This window comes from Luteibacter sp. 1214, from assembly GCF_031455395.1.
Lineage (GTDB): Bacteria > Pseudomonadota > Gammaproteobacteria > Xanthomonadales > Rhodanobacteraceae > Luteibacter > Luteibacter mycovicinus.
In genome coordinates, this window is the sequence record NZ_JAVDSQ010000009.1 from 85,560 (window position 1) to 102,515 (window position 16,956).

A 16,956-nucleotide genomic window follows, 5' to 3' on the forward strand; every position below is an offset into this window, starting at 1 on the left:
TCCTCAGCGCGCGTCCCTCTGCTGGGATCGCCGTGAATCCTTTTCCTGCGCACCGTCGACAGCGAGACCTACCGCATGCGCCAGATCGGAACGCGTGAACGGTTTGGCGAGAATACCCGCGTCCCTGACCGTGTCTTCGTTCGCGGCGAGGTTTCGCGGGTAGCCCGACATGAAGAGCACCTTCAGTCCGCTCTTGATGCGCCGGGCCCGCTGCGCCAGTTCCCATCCCGACATGCCGGGCATCACCACGTCGGAGAGCAGCAGGTCCACGGTGACGTCGGGGCGTTCGAGAAGCCTGATGGCCGACTCGCCATCGTGAGCTTCCAGCACGCGATACCCGAGATCCCGCAGTACCTCGACGACATAGGCACGGACATCGTCGTTGTCCTCGGACACCAGGATGGTCGCCTCCCGCTTCTCGTTTTCACCGCTGCCGATGCCGCCATCGTGCGCCACCGGCAGCGCGCTCATGGAGCGCGGGAAAATCAGGGTGACGACGGTGCCGACACCGACTGTCGACTCGAGGAGCACCTGCCCGCCCGACTGCTGGACGAAGCCGTACACCATCGACAAGCCCAGCCCCGTTCCCTTGCCGACTTCCTTGGTCGTGAAGAACGGCTCGAACACGCGGGCCATGGTCTCGGCGGACATGCCTTCGCCCGTGTCCTTGACGCGCAACATGACGTATTGACCCGGGTCGAGACCGGGAAGACGGGCCGTATCGCCTTCGCCCAGATGCGCGTTGCCAAGTTCGATGGTGAGCGCGCCGCCCGACGGCATCGCATCCCTCGCGTTGACCGCGAGATTCAGCAGTGACGCCTCGAACTGGGCCGGGTCGAGTTCCACGGACCACACCTCCGGCGCAACGATCTTCAGCTGGACCAGTTCGCCGAGTGCACGCCGCAGCATGTCGCCCATGCCGAGTACCTGGGCCCGGCAGTCGACGGGCTGAGCGATCAGCGGTTGCCTGCGAGCGAAGGCCAGCAGCCTCTGTGTGAGGCTTGCCGCGTTGGATACCCCCTTCAGCGCATTATCGAGCGCCCGCCCGGACTTCTCCGCCGAGTCCGGACGGTCGAGAAGCATCTTCACGACTTCGATGTTGCCCGTGATGATCGTCAGGATGTTGTTGAAGTCGTGAGCAATGCCACCGGTGAGCTGGCCGATGGCCTCGATCTTCTGAGCCTGCTGCAGTGCGCGCTCGGCCTCGCGGCGCGCGGTGGTTTCCACAGCCTCGGCCACCATGGCGGTAATCGCGCCCGCGGGGTCGCGTAGTGGACGGAAGGAGAACTCGAAACTGCGCAAGCCGGTCGCCAGTTGCAGCTCGAACTCCTGACGCGACGATCTGCCGTCCGCGGCGCCGGCAATGGCCGTCTCCACGACGCTTGCCGACCCGGGTGTCGACGCGAACCAGGCGGACTCGCTCAGCCGCTGGCCGCGCACTTCGCGCTTTTCCAGCAGTACCGCGGCGAGCGAGGCAACATTCGCATCGATAATCGTGCCGTCGGGCGCGAGCAGGATCTGCAGCTGAAAGCTGGACTCGAAGATGGCCTCCAGCCGGCTCTCACTGCCCTGCAAGGCCACGGAGTGATCGATCACCTGGCGCTCGAGCGAGCCGTTGGTTTCCTTGAGCGCGAGCTCGGCACGCTTGAGCTCACTGATATCGCGCGCGAGCATGTAATAGCCGGCAATCGTGCCGTCGGATGCGATTTCGGCCACGCAGTCGATCTGTGCGTGCCGGGCGGCTTCACCAGCATGTCCGGGCAGCTCGATCTCGAAGGTGGTGCGTTCGCCTGCGATAGCGCGTACGAGGAACGGCTCGGCGCCGGCGAACCAGTCTCTTCCGAAGACGTCGCCGGCATGCATGCCGACCAGCCGGTCAGGCGCGAGGCCTACCCAGTGCCTGTGCGCGTCATTGGCGAACAGATAGCGATGTCCGGCATCGAGGTGTCCGATCAGGGCGGGCAGCGCATCCGCGATCGACTGCAGGCGTTCCTGGCTCAGTCGCAGATTTTCCTCTGCGAGGCGAAGCTTGTTCAGCTCTTCGTTTTCGCGAAGACCGCGCAGGATGGCATCGGGCAATCGCTGGAGCCGTTGCTTCACCACGTAGTCGCGGGCGCCGCGTTTCAGTGCCTGGACCGCGAGTTCCTCGGTCAGGGTGCCGGACACAAAGATGAAGGGCAGCTCGGGCGCGTGTTCGCGCGCCAGCACGAGCGCGCTGTCTCCATCGAAGCCGGGCAACAGGTGATCCGAGAGGATGACATCGAAACGACGTTCGAACAGCGCCGCAAGGAACGTGTCGAGCGTCCACACCCTGTGGATGGCGACGCTGAGCCTGGCGAGGCGCAGCTGGGCCGTGATCAGTTCCGCATCGAGCGCGCTGTCTTCCAGCAGCAGGATACGTATCGGCGTGCCGGGTACCGCTTCGATCATGCGTCGCGGCTCGAGGGGAGAATGGGACGGATGGGCGGCGGCGGCTGGTTGGTGATGCCCCAGAACATGCCGAGTCCCTGAATGGCCTCGAAGAATTCCTTGAAGTCCACCGGCTTTACGACGAAAGCGTTTACGCCCAGCTTGTAGCTGGCCACCAGGTCCTGTTCCTCGCGGGACGAGGTGAGCATCACGATCGGCGTGCTGCTCAGCTTGGGATCGCGACGCACCTCCTCAAGGACTTCCAGGCCGGTGAGCTTGGGCAGCTTCAGATCGAGAAGAACGACGACGGGACCGCCGTGGGTGGCGTCCACATACTTGCCTTCGCTGCGGAGGTATTCGAGCGCTTCGACACCGTCGCGCACATGAGTGACTTCGTTGAGCAGCTGGCAGCGGGACAAGGCGGCCAGGGTGAGCTCCGCGTCCTTGGGGCTGTCTTCAACGAGAAGAATGGGTCTGAGATCCCTCACGAATGGCCTCTTACTGAATCGGGAATGGAAAAATAAATGGTCGCTCCCTGGCCGAGTACGCTCTCCGCCCAGGTCCTGCCTCCATGACGGCTGACGATCCGACGCACATGCGCCAGACCGATGCCTGTTCCTTCGTATTCTTCTACGTGATGCAGGCGCTGAAAGACGCCGAAAAGTTTGTCGACGTAGCGCATGTCGAAGCCGCAACCATTGTCGCGCACGAAAAAGATCGACTCCTCGTCGCCACGCTCGTGGCCCACTTCGATGGCTGGCTCGGGACTGTCCCGTGTGAACTTCAGGGCATTGGAGATGAGGTTCTGCCATACCAGTCGCAGCATGGCCGGGTCGGCCTTGACCGATGGCAGCGTCGCGATGGTCCATCGGATGTTGCGGCCGAGCGCCTCCATCTCAAGACGTTCCCTGACGTCCTCGACCAGAGTGCCCATGTTGATCGTCATGGTGCCCATGGTCGAACGGCCCAGCTGCGAGAAGCTCAGCAAATCGTCAACCAGCCGACCCGCCGATTTGGCGGAATCCACGATGGTGTCGAGGAAGCGTCGCTCCGTGTCGTCCAGCCGGTCGTTCGCGGCCGAGGCCAGCAATTCCGAGTAGCCGACGATATGACGGAAGGGTGCCCGCAGGTCGTGGCTCACCGAATACGAGAAGGCTTCCAGCTCTTTGTTGCTGCGTGTGAGCTTCTCGTTGAGGAGCGCCATTTCCTCGGCTTTGCGCAGCACGATGTCGACGATGGCGACGCGCAGATCCATGGCCGCGTCGCGATCGACATCGGTCCATGGCAGCGAACGAAGTCGCACCGTCTCTTTCCATGCTTCAAACGACAGTCGCGGCGAAATCTTCTCGCCAGAAATGACTTTGCGTGGCTCGCCGCCCCAGCGTACCGTCCGGATGACCTCCGGCCGGAACCAGATCAGATAACTGTCGTGCAACTGCGAGATGGTAATCGCCAGCACGCCGCTGGCGCGCTCGGCATACGCTTCGGCCGCCGGCCATTCGGTCGGCAGACGGTCCGTGCTGAAGACATCGTCGTTGCCCCGGCGTTCGGTGAGCCAGGGAATCAGCGCGCGCACTTCTTCGTCGGTGGGGCATTCGCCGATGAGGATGCATTCATCGTTCTGCACGATGGCGGCGCCGGACGCGCCGGTCACGGCGAGGAAGCTCTTCTGGTCGCGCTTGAGCGCAAGAATGAAGTCCTGTTCACCCGACATGCGACCCAGCAGGTGCATCTGTGAGGCGCGGCGCATGGCGCGCTCCTCGACGTTGCCGACGCGTTCCTTCTCCGCGATCTGCAGCGAGAGGATCTGCCCGATCAGCTCGCATGCGGTACGGACATGGTACGGAACACGCTTCGTCGCCTCGTTGTGGCAGGAGATCAGACCCCACAGGTGGCTGTCATGCAGCAGGGATATCGACATGGAAGCGCCCGTGCCCATGTTGCGCATGTATTCCAGGTGCATGGGAGACACGCTGCGAAGCACGCACGGGCTGAGGTCCGTGGGCGGCGCGGCCCGGTACTGTGGCGCGCGAACGAGCGGGGTGCTCCGGTAGTTGTTGTCCGCGATCAGGCGGACGCGGTTGCGCCGGTAAAGCTCCCGGGCCTGTGCCGGAATATCCGATTCCGGGAAGCGCAGGTCCATATAGGACGGCAGTACGTCGTTGCGCTCTTCGGCGATGACCGACCCGTTCCACTCCTCGTCGAAGCGGTAAACGAGCGTGCGATCGAAATGCGTCAGCTGGCGCACGTACTGCGCACCCAGTTCGCAAAGCTTACCGATGCTGGACGCCTGCTCGATCTCACTCATGAAACGGCGGATAACGGGATACAACGCCTCGAGCGAGCCGGACTCACCCGGCAGTGACTGCTCGAGTTCGACGATCAGCAGATCGGCATCGGTGCGATGCGCGAGAGCGTGATGCTGGCCATGGCTGCCCAGGGCCACCATGCCCAGATAGCTCGACGTGCCGACGTCCAGTGCGGTGATCGACTCCGACCACCCGGACAGGTGGCCGCCCAGCACGCTGTCCAGCGCCGCGCCCAGCGGCTCGCCGAACGCCTCCACGATGCGGGCGTCAGTGACGGCACACTCACTGACCGTGAGCGTTTCGGGGTCGATGACCAGCACGACACCGTACGGCTGCACGGCGCCCGGGGTGCGAATCGGTTCGTCAGCACAGTTGGACAAGTCCAGCGCCGGTGCGGTCGCGATTTGCGATTGCATAAAAACTCCAGCCACCGATCGTCTTCACGCCCTGCGCGTGGAGAACACCGACCACGCGGCACCCGCCGCGATGGCCTTAATCAGCTGATGCAGCGTCAACGGCTAAGCGCTTTATGTTGCCCGAAAGAGTCCGGCATTCCCACATCAAACGTGCCACTTTGACATGGGTGAAAACTATGTGAAGGCGTCGCCGTCGTCGGCCAAGGGTCCGCATCCGCACCGTCAGTCCAGATCGCTGGCTTGGTGCCGCTCGGGCACCTGGCCGGCGGGATCGCCCATCACGCGGTTCACTTTCCGGCCGCGGATCACCGCGCGGCGCGACGCCACCTCCCTGGCCCAGCGCTGGAGATGGGCGTACTTGCCGACATCGAGGAACTCCGCGGCGCCGTACAACTGCCCCAGCACGAGGCCGCCGTACCACGGCCAGATGGCGATATCCGCTATCGAGTAGTCGTCGCCCGCCACGTAGCGATGCGTCGCCAGCTGGCGATCGAGCACGTCGAGCTGGCGCTTGGTCTCCATCGCATAACGGTTGATCGGGTATTCCAGCTTTTCCGGCGCATACGCATAGAAGTGACCGAAACCGCCGCCGACGAACGGTGCCGACCCCATCTGCCAGAACAACCAGCTCATGGTTTCGGCACGGGCCGACGGTTCGGTCGGCAGCAAGGCGCCGAACTTCTCGGCCAGATACACCAGGATCGCGCCGGATTCGAACACGCGCGTCGGCGTGGGCGTACTGCGGTCGACCAGTGCCGGGATCTTGGAGTTGGGATTGACCTCGACGAAGCCGGAACCGAACTGGTTGCCCTCGTTGATGCGGATCAGCCACGCATCGTATTCGGCCCCGGCATGACCCAGGGCCAGCAGCTCCTCGAGCATGATGCTGACCTTCTGCCCGTTGGGCGTAGCCAGAGAGTAGAGCTGCAACGGATGCTCACCGACCGGCAGAGGCGCTTCATGCGTGGCGCCGGCCACCGGCCGGTTGATGTTGGCGAACGCGCCGCCGCCGGTGTCCGGCATGGTCCAGACCTTGGGCGGTACGTACGGTGTAGTGTCACTCATGGATATGGTGCTCCGCTGGATTGGGGGCCACGACTGGCTACGTGGCATCAGCGTTCTATGGGTACCCATGCGGTGAAAACCCAGTGGGGCGAGCGCGCCGCCAGCGTGGAGGCGCCTGTCGCGGCCTAGGGCCGTTGCCTAACGAAGCCGTCCGGTCGGTTTGAAAAACGCACTAGGCGACAACCCGAAGTGCCTGCGGAACATGGCTGAAAACGCGCTCGGGCTGTCATAGCCCAGGCCCAGCGCCACGTCGATCACTGGCAGGCCCTGCGCCAGACGCTCCAGTCCGGCGAGCAGGCGGGATCGCTGCCGCCATTGCCCGAAGGTCATACCGAGCTCGCGGGTAAAAAGGCGCTGAATCGTTTTTACATGCAGGGCCGTATGCGTGGCCCACTGCTCGAGTGTCGCGGTGTCATCCGGGTGCGCCGAGATGTGCGCGCAGATCGCTGCGAGGCGCTCGTCCGTAGGATGGGGCAGGTGCAGCGGAAGTACGGCCAGCGTCTGCAGTTCGTCCACGATCAGCCGCATGACACGGCCGTCCCGGGAGTCCTCGTCATAAGGGTAGGTGACCGTCTCCGCCGCCTGCATCAGCTGCCGGAGCAGCGGTCCCACTTCGACGGCGCAGGGCGTGGAGGGCAGCTCGAATCCGGCCTCGAGCTCGACCGACACGTTACGTTGCTGGACGTCGCCCACACAGCGCGAGGAGTGCGTGGTGCCCGCAGGCATCCAGATGGCGCGGGTAGGTGGAACGACCCAGCGGCCCACGGGCGAATGCACCACCAGCAGGCCGTCCTTTGCGTATAGCAACTGGTGGTAGTCGTGGCGATGCTCCGGAATCATCGTTCCCGCAGGGTAGTGCTGCCGCTGGCACTGGACCATGTCCTTTTTGCGATAGGTAGTGCCCATTTGCCGCGCGAAGGCTGGAAAAGGGCACCCTAACATCACGCCTCACGATGCGTCGATAGCACGCCATTGAGTCGATCCGATGATCCGAGACCTTCCTCCGCAGGCTGCCCGCCAAGGGCTGATCGCCTTCCTGATCGCCTTCTGTTGTTCGGGCGTGGCCATCGAGATGGCCGCGACCGCAGTGGCCTGGCAGCTTTACGCCACCACCGGCCGTGCGTCCGACCTGGGGCTGATCGGCCTTGCGCGGTTTCTTCCGTCGCTGATTTTCGTGTTGCCCGCCGGGCATATGGCCGACCGTTACGACCGGCGTCTGCTGGTGGGGACGGCACAGGCGATCGCCTGCCTTGCGTTGGCCGGGTTGTGGGCATGCTCGGCGACGGGTGCGGTCAGCCGCCTCGACGTTCTCGCGCTGGTCAATATCAGTGGCATCGCCGCCGCGATCCGCGGCCCGGCGTTTCAGAGCATGGTGCCTGGCCTGGTGCCCGCAAGCGGACTGGCCCGTGCCAGTGCGGCAAGCGCGGCGGTGAATGAGTTCGCGTCGATCGCGGGGCCCGTCTTCGGCGGGCTGCTGTACCTCGCGGGGCCGGCGACCGTCTACGCGATCGCCGCGCTGTTGACGATCGTGTCGGGGGTGCTGGTCACACGGCTTCCCTACCAGCAGGCGCTGGCGCCACGCATACCGGTCACGCGCAAGGACCTTTTCGCCGGCGTGCACTTCATCCGCGCTCGTCCCGACATCATCGGTGTCATTTCGCTGGATCTGTTCGCGGTGCTGCTCGGTGGCGCGACGGCCCTGCTGCCGGTGTTCGCGAAGGACGTCCTGCATACCGGTCCGTTAGGTCTGGGCATGTTGCGCATGGCGCCATCCATCGGAGCGGTAGCGGTGGGTCTGTGGCTGGCGCGTTATCCGCTCGACAAGCGCATCGGTCACCTCATGTTCGGCTGCGTCGCAGGGTTCGGTCTGTCCACCATCGGGTTTGCCTTGTCCACGCAACTGTGGATGTCCTTACTGGCGCTGGTGCTGCTCGGCGGCTTCGACATGGTCAGCATGGTGATTCGCAGTGCACTGGTTCAGATCGAAACCCCCGACGCGATGCGCGGCCGTGTAGGCGCGATCAATTCGATCTTCGTCAATACATCGAACCAGCTGGGCGCATTCGAGTCGGGCATGCTCGCTGCGTGGGTGGGTGCCGTGCCCGCGGTGATCGTCGGCGGCGTGGGTACCCTGCTGGTTACGGCGCTGTGGATGCACTGGTTCCCTGGGCTGCGTCGGCGGCAGACCCTGATGTCCGACACCGATGCCTCCCTGTTGGCGTAGCCGTCCGGGCAGGTTGCGATTTCGCCCAGTCCGTCACGTACCGGTTGGCAAGTTTTTGCTAACTTTGCCGAAAATGCGCAAAGTCCCCCGCCGCTGTTGTCCGGCGCGAAGGTGGCTGGCGCCAGGGGCAGGGGACAGGGGCGACATGTACATCAGCAGTCGGATCGAGTGGAACCGCGAAACGCGGCGCATGGAAGTCATCACCGAATACGTACCGGGCGAGCCACCCGAGGAGCCCGAGGCGCCACGACGCCCCGTCAATCTCGGCGCGTGCCTGGTCGTCACGGCGGCGGTCGCCACGACCGTGCCGACCAGCGCCTGGAGCGCGACGACGACGTCGATCTACCAGCAGGCTTCCGATGCCGGGCGCTCGCATATCGATGGCAGCGGCGTGCGCGTGTTTCATTACGACGGCGGTATCAATCCGCTGTCGTTCAATGGGCCGGGTGTCGTCGATTCGCAGGGCGACTACCCGGACATGTCCGGCTATAAGAACAATGTCTACAAGGTCGACGGAAATTACGTCGGGCTTTACGACAGCACCAGCGATCCCGGCGGTATTGGCTACGGCGCGCTCGCCAGGAAGAACAATCACGGCCCGTGGATGAACTACACCCTGCTCCAGCAGGCGCCGGGTGTGACATTGCTGACAGGCTGGACCAGCAACTGGGCGCAGACCTTCGCCGTCGCCAGCGATCCCAACGGGTATCACGCAAGGGTGATGAGCGCGTCGGAACTCGTCTGGTATGGCTCGCTCCAGCCGTCGGAAATCGCCGCGCTCGACAAGGTCGTGGCCAACGACGGCCTGCTGCTGCTTGCCGCCGGCAACGACCCATCGTGGGCGAGCACGGTTCCTGTCGGCATGTCGCCGAGCTATGACATCAAATACTTCGGGCACGTCATCCCGGTCACCGGGACCAATCAGTACACGGGTGATTTCTCGACCAACCTCACCTCGTGCCACGGCGCGAAGTACTACTGCGTGGCGGCCCCTCAGGGCACCTTGCAACGCGACGCGGACGGTAACCCCATCCGCTCCGCCAACGGACGGTACCTCTACAGCAACGGTGCCGGCACGTCCTGGTCCGCCCCCAACGCGAACGGCGTCACCGCCGAAGTCGTGCAGCGCTATCCGTGGATGACGGCGCGCAACCTCACGGAAGTGATCCTCGGGACGGCCGATCCCCGGGGTACCGACAATATCGACGAGAACACCGGCTGGGGCGAGGTCAATCGTGACGCCGCCATCGGCGGCTACAAACAGTTCGCCTGGGGCCAGAGCAAGCTGGCCATTCCCGCGGGACAGGTGGCGTACTTCGACAACGATATCGGCGACGAACGCGCCGACGCGGTCACCACCGGCATCTACAACAACGATGCCGCCACGCTGGGTAACGTCAGCACGACGCTCGCGGGCGGCTTCGACAAGTCCGGCGACGGCACGCTCGTGCTCAACGGCGACAACACCTATCACGGCAAGGGCAACGTGCTGGGCGGCATGGTCGTCGTCAATGGGCGCAACGACAACGCGGCGTTCGCGGTGAGCAAGAGGGCCATCCTCCAGTCCGGCGACAACACCGTCGGCATGTCGGTCGGGTCGCTGGACAATGCGGGCACACTCGCACTGCGGCACGTGGGCACGACGTTCGACGTCATGGGCGATTACACCGGCCACGATCTGAGCCTGCTGCTGATCAACACCTATCTGGGCGACGACACGACGACCCGGACGCCGGTGCTGCACGTCCACGGCAACACCACGGGCACGTCCATCGTCGCCATCGCGAACGCGGGCGGTCCGGGCGGACTGATCGCGGGTACACCTTCGAGTCAGGACGGCCACCTGCTGGCGCAGGTCGACGGTACGTCCGGCGGCGAGTTCGTGCAGGAAGGCCGCGTCGTCGCGGGCGCATACGATTACTTCGTGCGGCGTGGTACCACCCATGGTGTGGCCGCCAGTAAGAACTGGTACCTGAGCAGCACGCTGACGCCGGTGCCCACGACGCCGGTCACGCCGCCTGCGACGCCCGATCCCGGCGCCGGTTCGACTCCGGATGTACCGGCAGTGCCCACGCCGCCCGGCGACACGGCGACGCCGCCCCCGGTTGTCGTCACACCGGCTACGCCCCCCGTATCGCCGACGGATGCCCCGCAGCCCCCGGAGATCAACGCGATCCGCCCCGAAGGCAACATTTACCTGGCCCAGTCCGTCGCCGCACGATCGATGTTTCAGGAGGGTCGCTGGCTGGGCAACCGTCTGGTCGGTGCCATGCCGGAAGACTGGGATATGCGTGGCTCCGTATGGATGACAAACCAGCATAGCGACCGTCGTTACGAGGCCAGTGCCGACGGCGGCACGATCGCGGCACAGGACAATGTCGTCCAGGCGGGCGCGGGTGCGATGGTCGGTGACCATCTGGCGATCGGCGCTCGCATCGGTTTCGGCGATACTCATACGTCGACGCGCTCGCCGCTGACCGGCTTCCACGCCACAGGTCAAACCAGGGGGACGCAGCTGGGCGTCTACGCGGATTACCGACAGAATCCGCAGGGCCTGTCCGGCTTCTCGGCGACGGCGGAACTTTCGGGCGCACGTTACCGCAACGAAGTGCACGGACAAGGTCTGCCGTCCGAGAGCTACCGGCTCACCTCCACCGATCTCACGGTCGAGGGTGCCTATGACAGTCGCTGGCCGATGGGCGGCGACAAGGCGATCGTGTTCCGTCCGCATATGGCCGCCGCCCAAAGCCGGCTGCAGCGCGAGCAGCACGTCGAGGCGGGCGCTACGCGCGTCCGGTTCGACAGCCGTCCGAACACGCAGGTGCTTGCGGGCCTGCAGGTGGCGGGCGACCTGCGACAGATCGGCGATACGCACTGGATGCCGTATGCGGGTTACGACCGTATCCACAACAACCACTCGCCGCGGATCGCCATGGACGATACGAGTCTGTCGACGCGCGCGATGCGCAACGTCAGCCGCTATACCGTGGGCGCGGAGGCCCGGTTCCTCAACGGATTGCATCTTCGGCTCGACGTGCGCCACGAACACTCGGGTAAGGGGCTGAACGACAACGTGGCGCAGGCGTCGCTGGCGCTCGCGTTCTGAGGCGGTCAGTGTGCGCTGAACAGCTCGACGACGCTGTGTGGTGCGTCGTCGCCGAAGAAGCGCCGATGGTTGTGTGCCGTCAGCGCGGCGAAGTGCGCACTGCGAGGGAAGAGCGCCGCTTCATAGGCGGTGAGCGCGGCCTCGATGTCACCCGGATGCTCGCGTAGCGCCAGAGCCAGCTCGGCGCCGTCGAGAATGGCGAGGTTCGCGCCTTCGCCCGCGAAGGGCGACATCAGGTGGGCGGCATCGCCCAGCAAGGTCACGCCTTCGAGGCGCGCCCAGCGGTGATCGATCGGCAACGCGTGGATCGCGCGCACGATGGGAAGCGTGTCGCTGTCGGTGACGAGAGCTCTCAGCGACGGCGCCCAACCTTCGAAGGCTTCCGCCACACGGCGGAGCGCATCCTTTGGCTCGGTGAAGTCGAGAGCGTCGATCCATGTTTCCGGCCGGTTCAACGCGACATAGGTATGCAGCGTTCCGTCGGCATATCGGTGCGCGAGGATGCCCTTGCCTGGTTGAACCGCCATCAGCGTACCGTTGCCGATGGCCTCGGCGCTGACTCTGTGTGTCGTATCCCCAGCGAACAGGCGTAACTCGACGAAGGTGGTACCGACGTACGCGGGCCTGGCGGAAGACAGCAGTGGCCGGACCTTCGACCAGGCGCCATCGGCACCGACCAACAGGTTGGTGGTCATGGTCGAACCGTCCGCGAAGACGAGCTCGTGCTGGCCATCGCCAAGGCGGCTCGCCCGCGTCAGCTTGCGGCCCCACTGGATGGTGTCGTCCGGCAAGGAATCGATCAGCAGCTGGCGCAGCGCGCCACGATCGACCTCGGGCCGAGCGGTGTCGGGCGATCCCGGTTTATCGAGCAGAACCTCGCCGTTCCTGTCGACGATGCGCTTCGCATCCTCTCCCGGGAGGGCGAGCGCGAGAAACGCCTCGTAGAGACCGGCCGCCTTCAGGCCGATCTGACCGTTGTACGCGTGGATGTCGAGCAAGCCGCCCTGAGCTCTCGCCGTCGCCGATGTTTCGGCTTCGACGATGGTCGAAGCAATGCCGTTGATGTGCAGCACGCGCGCGAGGGTGAGACCGCCGAGGCCGGCGCCGACAATGGCGATGCGTGAGGTGTGCTGGATAGTCATGGCGCGCTCCTGAGGCCGACGGATATCGGTGGGAACGCTGGCCGACCACGCGAAAGCGGGGTGACGTGTATTCGGCTGCCCCGATCGGGACGTGGCAGCCGTTTTTCGCGGTCTTCGTGGGCGAAGGATCGCACGCGCTTTCGTTAATGGCCAGCCAGTGCTCCCTGCACGAACGAAGCGAACTGCCTGGCTTTCGCGCTGGCCAGCCGGCCCGACGGATAGACGGCCCACAGATCGATGGATGGCAGCGTCCAGTCGGTCAGCACGCGTTTGACCACGTCGCTGGCGATCTCGTCGGCAAACATCCAGTCCGAGGCGATGGTCAGCCCCATGCCCGCGAGCACGGCAGCGCGGATACCTTCGGCGGCGCTGAAGCGCGCGCGACCGCTGACTTGAACGGAAACTTCGGTACCGTCACGCGTGAATGCCCATGCCCCAACGAACTGGCTGCCAGCGATGACCTGATGGTCCGCCAGGTCGGCCGGTCGCTTCGGCTCGCCCGCACGTTTGAGGTAAGCCGGTGTCGCGAGGAGCGAGCGTCCACCCGTCGCCAGCTTCTGTGCGACGGCGCCGGAGTCGTTCAGCGTACCCATGCGCAGCGACAGATCCACGCCCTCCGCCACGAGGTCAATGACGCGGTCGTCGAGAATCATGTCGACCTGCAGTTCCGGATGGTCCGCGAGGAAACGGGGCAGGTGAGGCACGACATGCAGACGGGCGAACGTCGTCGCCGCTGAAACGCGCAACCGGCCCGACAGCCCGAGGCTCGCGTCGCGCGCCGCCAGTTCCGCCTCGTCAGCCTCCTGCAGCGAGGCGGTAGCCCGTTCGTAAAAGCGAAGGCCCGCCTCGGTCGGGCTGAGGCCGTGGGTCGAGCGGTTCAACAGGCGGACGCCGAGCCGGTCTTCCAGCTGCGCCACCGTCTTGGACACAGCGGGCTGGCCGACATGCAGCAGGCGCGCCGCGGCGGAAAACGAGCCGGTGTCGACTACCCGGACGAAGGCGGTCATGGCCTGAAAGCGATCCATGGGTATTCCTCAAAGGAATGAGCATTATCGCTTCGCGCCATCTGCCGTGTCGATGGGCGCAGGGCCACCATGTGGTCATCCGGCGGCAAACAGATGCCGCTCAGAACCCTCCGAGGAGCCCATCGCATGTTTCACGTCCACGCCTTCGCCACCCCCAACAGCATCAAGGTGCCTGTCGCCCTTGAGGAACTCGGGCTGGACTACGAACTGCACGGCGTCAACGTCAAACAGGGCGAGCAGCGCGCTCCCGCCTTCCTCGCCCTCAATCCGAACGGCAAGGTGCCGGTGCTGATCGACACCAGCGCCGGAGAGACGCTGGTGCTGACCGAGTCTGCCGCCATCCTGGTTTACCTCGCCGAACGTGAGGGCAAGCTTCTCCCGGCGACGGGCGAAGCACGAGCCCGCGTCTTCGAGCAGCTGTTCTTCCACGCATCCGGTCTCGGCCCGGCCTTCGGTCAGAGTGGTTTCTTCCAGCGCCAGGCGGCCGAGCCGCAGCCCCTCGCTATCGAGCGCTTCAGCAAAGAAGCGCAGCGCACGCTGGGCATGCTCGACAGCGTGCTCGCGCTGCGCCCCTTCGTCGCCGGTGACGACTACTCCATTGCCGACATCGCGCACTTCGGCTGGCTCTGGCGCCGCGAATTCGCCGGTGTCTCATTCGACACCACGCCACACGTAGCCCGCTGGTACGACGCCGTTGCAAGCCGACCCGCTACTCAGCGCGCCATCGCGAAGATCAACGCCCTCGTGCCTTCCGCCTGAACTCTCCCGACTCACACACCACAGGAAACGCTGACATGTCCCGCTTCGATTCGTACCGCAACCGCTACGCCAATGCTCGCCTGACCCGCTCCGACACCGGCGTCCTCGAAATCGCATTGCACACCGATGGCGACAAACTGGTGTTCAACGGTCACACCCATGAGCAGTTCGTCGATCTCTTCCACGACATCGGTTCCGATCCGGAGAACCGCGTGGTCATTCTTACCGGCAGTGGCGATGCCTTCATGGACGCGATCAGCCCGGAGGGTTTCGACTTCTTCACCCCGCTCGGGTACGACAAGATTTTCCGTGAGGGGAAAAAGGTCCTGATGAACATCCTCGACATCGAGGTGCCGCTGATCGCCGCACTCAATGGTCCGGTGCTGTTGCACTCCGAATACGCGCTGCTCGCCGACATCGTACTGGCAACGCCCGAGACCGTTTTCCAGGACAAACCGCATTTCGATTTCGGTATCGTCCCGGGCGACGGCGTGAACCTGCTCTGGCCCGAAGTGATCGGGAGCGTGCGCGGCCGCTACTTCGTGCTCACCCGCCAGGTGCTCGACGCGAAGACCGCGAAGGAATGGGGTGCGGTGAACGAGGTGGTCCCCGCCGCCGACCTTCTGCCGCGTGCACGTGAAATCGCCGAGTCGCTGGCCGCGCTGCCGCCACTGACCGCGCGTTATACCCGCATCGCGCTGACCCAGAAACTGCGCCGCATCGTCGATGAAGGTGCGGGCTACGGCCTGGCACTGGAAGGTATCAGCGCGGCGGAAGTCGCCCGTTCGATGACTCAGGCTTAAGGAGAACAACGCCATGTCCCTGCAAGAACGACTCGACGCCTTCAAGGCCGACTTCGAAGCCGGCAAGCCGCCGTATAGCGTCCCCTATACGGTCATTGAAACCATGCATCGCGCCACCGCCGAGCTGATCGCATCCGGCGCAGCCACCCGCGCGCTGAAGGCGGGCGACAAAGCGCCGGCCTTCACCCTTCCCGATCCCGATGGCAGGCCGGTGTCCTCGGACGACCTCCTTCGTACCGGGCCGCTGGTGATCAGCTTTTACCGGGGCGTGTGGTGCCCGTACTGCAATATGGAATTGCAGGCGCTGCAGGCCGCGCTGCCGGAGTTCGCGGCGTTGGGCGCGAAACTGGTCGCCATCTCGCCGCAGCTTCCTGCCAGCAGCCGGAAATCGTCGCGGCAGAACGAGCTGAGTTTCCCGATTCTGTCGGACGGCCATAACGATGTGGCGGATGCGTTCGGCCTGCGCTTCCAGATGCCGGACTATCTGATCGAGCTGTACCGGGGTCTCAAGAATGACCTCCCCGCGTTCAACGGCGATCCGAGCTGGACGCTGCCCATGCCGGCACGTTACGTCATCGACCGCGACGGAACGATCCTGTATGCCGAGGTAAATCCGGATTACACGCGTCGTCCGGACCCGCAGGACATGCTGCCGGCGCTGCGACAGGCGAATGCTGCGCAGCCAACATCCTCGCTCGATGTATGAGCAACTGTGCTTGAATGGGTAACGGTTAGCGGGTCGGGGGTGTCCGGCACCTCTGACTCGCGACTCCGACTAGACAGCAGGAGAAAGGCTAGCCGCCAGCTCCTCACATCGATCACGCAGAAAATCCCTCAACTGCGTGATCGCCGGGGTCAGTCGCGATCGGTGCGCACATACGAGATTGAGCGGTGACGGCTCGCAGTGGGCATGCGGGAATATCTCGCGCAGACGACCATGTGCAATGTCATTGATCAAGTCCAGTCGCGACTTATAGAGCAGGCCTTCACCCGCCACGGCCCAGCGTCTTACGGCATCCGCGTCATCGCTGACGCGGTTGCCCGTTACGGTCACCGTCTTATCGCCGCCAGGCAGGGTGAAACGCCAGCGTTCGTGGACCTGCTCGCTCCAGACGAAACGCAGGCAGTTGTGCCTGCGCAGGTCGTCCACGCCCGAGGGTGTGCCGTGACGTTCCAGGTAAGCGGGCGAGGCGCAGAGCGCCCGCCGATTGTTCTCGATCAGCGGCATGGCCACCAGCGACGAGTCCGATAACGGGCCGTAGCGCACGGCGGCGTCGACAGGATGCTTCACGAGGTCGGCGAGTCGGTCGCTCAGGCGCACATGCAACGACAGGCCGGGGTGCCTGTGCTGGAAGATGTCCAGCCAGCCCAGCAGCAGATTGCGGCCCAGATCGGATGAGACGGACAGACGCAGCGTTCCCGACAGCGCCTCCTGCGCGTGCGCCAGGGCCTGCTTGCCCTGAAGCTGCGCTTCGAGCATCGCCCGGGCATGCGGGAGATAGCGTTCGCCGTCTTCGGAGAGCTGCATGCTGCGGGTCGAGCGGGTGAAGAGCCGGGCCTCGATGGCCTTTTCCAGCCGCTGCACCGCCACGCTCGCCAGGCCCGGCGCGATATTGAGTTGCCGGGCGGCCTCGGAGAAGCTGCCCGCGTCCACAGTCTGAACGAATATCTGCACATCATCGAGCCGGATCATTATCG

General features: G+C 64.8%; 13 protein-coding genes. 5 read left to right on the plus strand and 8 right to left on the minus strand.

Features of this window, described 5'->3' with window-relative positions; all coding sequences use genetic code 11:
- Nucleotides 1-3: 3 nt before the first annotated feature.
- The 5 genes from J2X57_RS17515 to J2X57_RS17535 form a co-directional block, all read right to left on the minus strand.
- A complete protein-coding gene (locus J2X57_RS17515; protein WP_309869062.1) occupies nt 4-2,430 on the minus strand; it encodes a response regulator in 2,427 nt (808 codons plus the stop codon).
- A complete protein-coding gene (locus tag J2X57_RS17520; RefSeq protein ID WP_036116735.1) occupies nt 2,427-2,897 on the minus strand; it encodes a response regulator in 471 nt (156 codons plus the stop codon). The genes J2X57_RS17515 and J2X57_RS17520 overlap by 4 nt, the downstream gene beginning before the upstream one ends.
- Nucleotides 2,894-5,134, minus strand: coding sequence for an ATP-binding protein (locus tag J2X57_RS17525; protein WP_309869064.1), 2,241 nt, complete (start codon nt 5,132-5,134; stop codon nt 2,894-2,896). The genes J2X57_RS17520 and J2X57_RS17525 overlap by 4 nt, the downstream gene beginning before the upstream one ends.
- A 222-nt stretch (nt 5,135-5,356) precedes the next feature.
- The gene (gene yghU / locus J2X57_RS17530) at nt 5,357-6,199 is read right to left on the minus strand and encodes a glutathione-dependent disulfide-bond oxidoreductase (protein ID WP_309869066.1); all 843 of its coding nucleotides are present in this window, start codon (nt 6,197-6,199) and stop codon (nt 5,357-5,359) included.
- 138 nt (nt 6,200-6,337) lie between these two features.
- Nucleotides 6,338-7,078 (minus strand): helix-turn-helix transcriptional regulator, encoded by a 741-nt coding sequence (locus J2X57_RS17535; protein WP_309869068.1) that lies wholly within the window; start codon nt 7,076-7,078, stop codon nt 6,338-6,340.
- A gap of 106 nt (nt 7,079-7,184) precedes the next feature.
- Here J2X57_RS17535 and J2X57_RS17540 point away from each other — a divergent pair, with 106 nt between their 5' ends.
- Both J2X57_RS17540 and J2X57_RS17545 read left to right on the plus strand, forming a co-directional pair.
- Nucleotides 7,185-8,423: an MFS transporter gene (locus J2X57_RS17540; RefSeq protein ID WP_309869070.1), complete on the plus strand. Its 1,239-nt coding sequence runs from the start codon at nt 7,185-7,187 to the stop codon at nt 8,421-8,423.
- A gap of 145 nt (nt 8,424-8,568) precedes the next feature.
- Nucleotides 8,569-11,529: an autotransporter outer membrane beta-barrel domain-containing protein gene (locus tag J2X57_RS17545; protein ID WP_309869072.1), complete on the plus strand. Its 2,961-nt coding sequence runs from the start codon at nt 8,569-8,571 to the stop codon at nt 11,527-11,529.
- A 5-nt stretch (nt 11,530-11,534) separates the two neighbouring features.
- Here the strand turns inward: J2X57_RS17545 and J2X57_RS17550 are convergent, their stop codons facing one another.
- A complete protein-coding gene (locus tag J2X57_RS17550) occupies nt 11,535-12,671 on the minus strand; it encodes an NAD(P)/FAD-dependent oxidoreductase (RefSeq protein ID WP_309869074.1) in 1,137 nt (378 codons plus the stop codon).
- Between the two features lie 143 nt (nt 12,672-12,814).
- Nucleotides 12,815-13,696 (minus strand): LysR family transcriptional regulator, encoded by an 882-nt coding sequence (locus J2X57_RS17555; protein WP_309869076.1) that lies wholly within the window; start codon nt 13,694-13,696, stop codon nt 12,815-12,817.
- A 126-nt stretch (nt 13,697-13,822) separates the two neighbouring features.
- Between J2X57_RS17555 and J2X57_RS17560 the strand changes: the two genes are divergently transcribed.
- The 3 genes from J2X57_RS17560 to J2X57_RS17570 are packed head-to-tail and all read left to right on the plus strand — an operon-like array spanning nt 13,823 to nt 15,964.
- Entirely contained in the window at nt 13,823-14,455 is a 633-nt protein-coding gene (locus tag J2X57_RS17560; RefSeq protein WP_309869078.1) for a glutathione S-transferase N-terminal domain-containing protein, read from the plus strand.
- Between the two features lie 35 nt (nt 14,456-14,490).
- Nucleotides 14,491-15,258 (plus strand): enoyl-CoA hydratase/isomerase family protein, encoded by a 768-nt coding sequence (locus J2X57_RS17565; RefSeq protein WP_309869079.1) that lies wholly within the window; start codon nt 14,491-14,493, stop codon nt 15,256-15,258.
- Nucleotides 15,259-15,271: 13 nt separating this feature from the next.
- Nucleotides 15,272-15,964: a peroxiredoxin-like family protein gene (locus tag J2X57_RS17570; RefSeq protein WP_036116717.1), complete on the plus strand. Its 693-nt coding sequence runs from the start codon at nt 15,272-15,274 to the stop codon at nt 15,962-15,964.
- 69 nt (nt 15,965-16,033) lie between these two features.
- On the opposite strand, the gene J2X57_RS17575 is transcribed toward J2X57_RS17570, so the two are convergent.
- A complete protein-coding gene (locus J2X57_RS17575) occupies nt 16,034-16,951 on the minus strand; it encodes a LysR family transcriptional regulator (protein WP_308845889.1) in 918 nt (305 codons plus the stop codon).
- Nucleotides 16,952-16,956: the final 5 nt, after the last annotated feature.

What these genes read in the sequence shown, in the direction of transcription:
- J2X57_RS17535 (WP_309869068.1), bottom strand. Translation starts at nt 7,078, where the DNA reads ATGGTCCAGTGCCAGCGGCAGCACTACCCTGCGGGAACGATGATTCCG.
- J2X57_RS17565 (WP_309869079.1), top strand. Translation starts at nt 14,491, where the DNA reads ATGTCCCGCTTCGATTCGTACCGCAACCGCTACGCCAATGCTCGCCTG.
- J2X57_RS17555 (WP_309869076.1), bottom strand. Translation starts at nt 13,696, where the DNA reads ATGGATCGCTTTCAGGCCATGACCGCCTTCGTCCGGGTAGTCGACACC.
- yghU (WP_309869066.1), bottom strand. Translation starts at nt 6,199, where the DNA reads ATGAGTGACACTACACCGTACGTACCGCCCAAGGTCTGGACCATGCCG.
- J2X57_RS17525 (WP_309869064.1), bottom strand. Translation starts at nt 5,134, where the DNA reads ATGCAATCGCAAATCGCGACCGCACCGGCGCTGGACTTGTCCAACTGT.
- J2X57_RS17540 (WP_309869070.1), top strand. Translation starts at nt 7,185, where the DNA reads ATGATCCGAGACCTTCCTCCGCAGGCTGCCCGCCAAGGGCTGATCGCC.
- J2X57_RS17545 (WP_309869072.1), top strand. Translation starts at nt 8,569, where the DNA reads ATGTACATCAGCAGTCGGATCGAGTGGAACCGCGAAACGCGGCGCATG.
- J2X57_RS17515 (WP_309869062.1), bottom strand. Translation starts at nt 2,430, where the DNA reads ATGATCGAAGCGGTACCCGGCACGCCGATACGTATCCTGCTGCTGGAA.
- J2X57_RS17570 (WP_036116717.1), top strand. Translation starts at nt 15,272, where the DNA reads ATGTCCCTGCAAGAACGACTCGACGCCTTCAAGGCCGACTTCGAAGCC.
- J2X57_RS17560 (WP_309869078.1), top strand. Translation starts at nt 13,823, where the DNA reads ATGTTTCACGTCCACGCCTTCGCCACCCCCAACAGCATCAAGGTGCCT.
- J2X57_RS17550 (WP_309869074.1), bottom strand. Translation starts at nt 12,671, where the DNA reads ATGACTATCCAGCACACCTCACGCATCGCCATTGTCGGCGCCGGCCTC.
- J2X57_RS17575 (WP_308845889.1), bottom strand. Translation starts at nt 16,951, where the DNA reads ATGATCCGGCTCGATGATGTGCAGATATTCGTTCAGACTGTGGACGCG.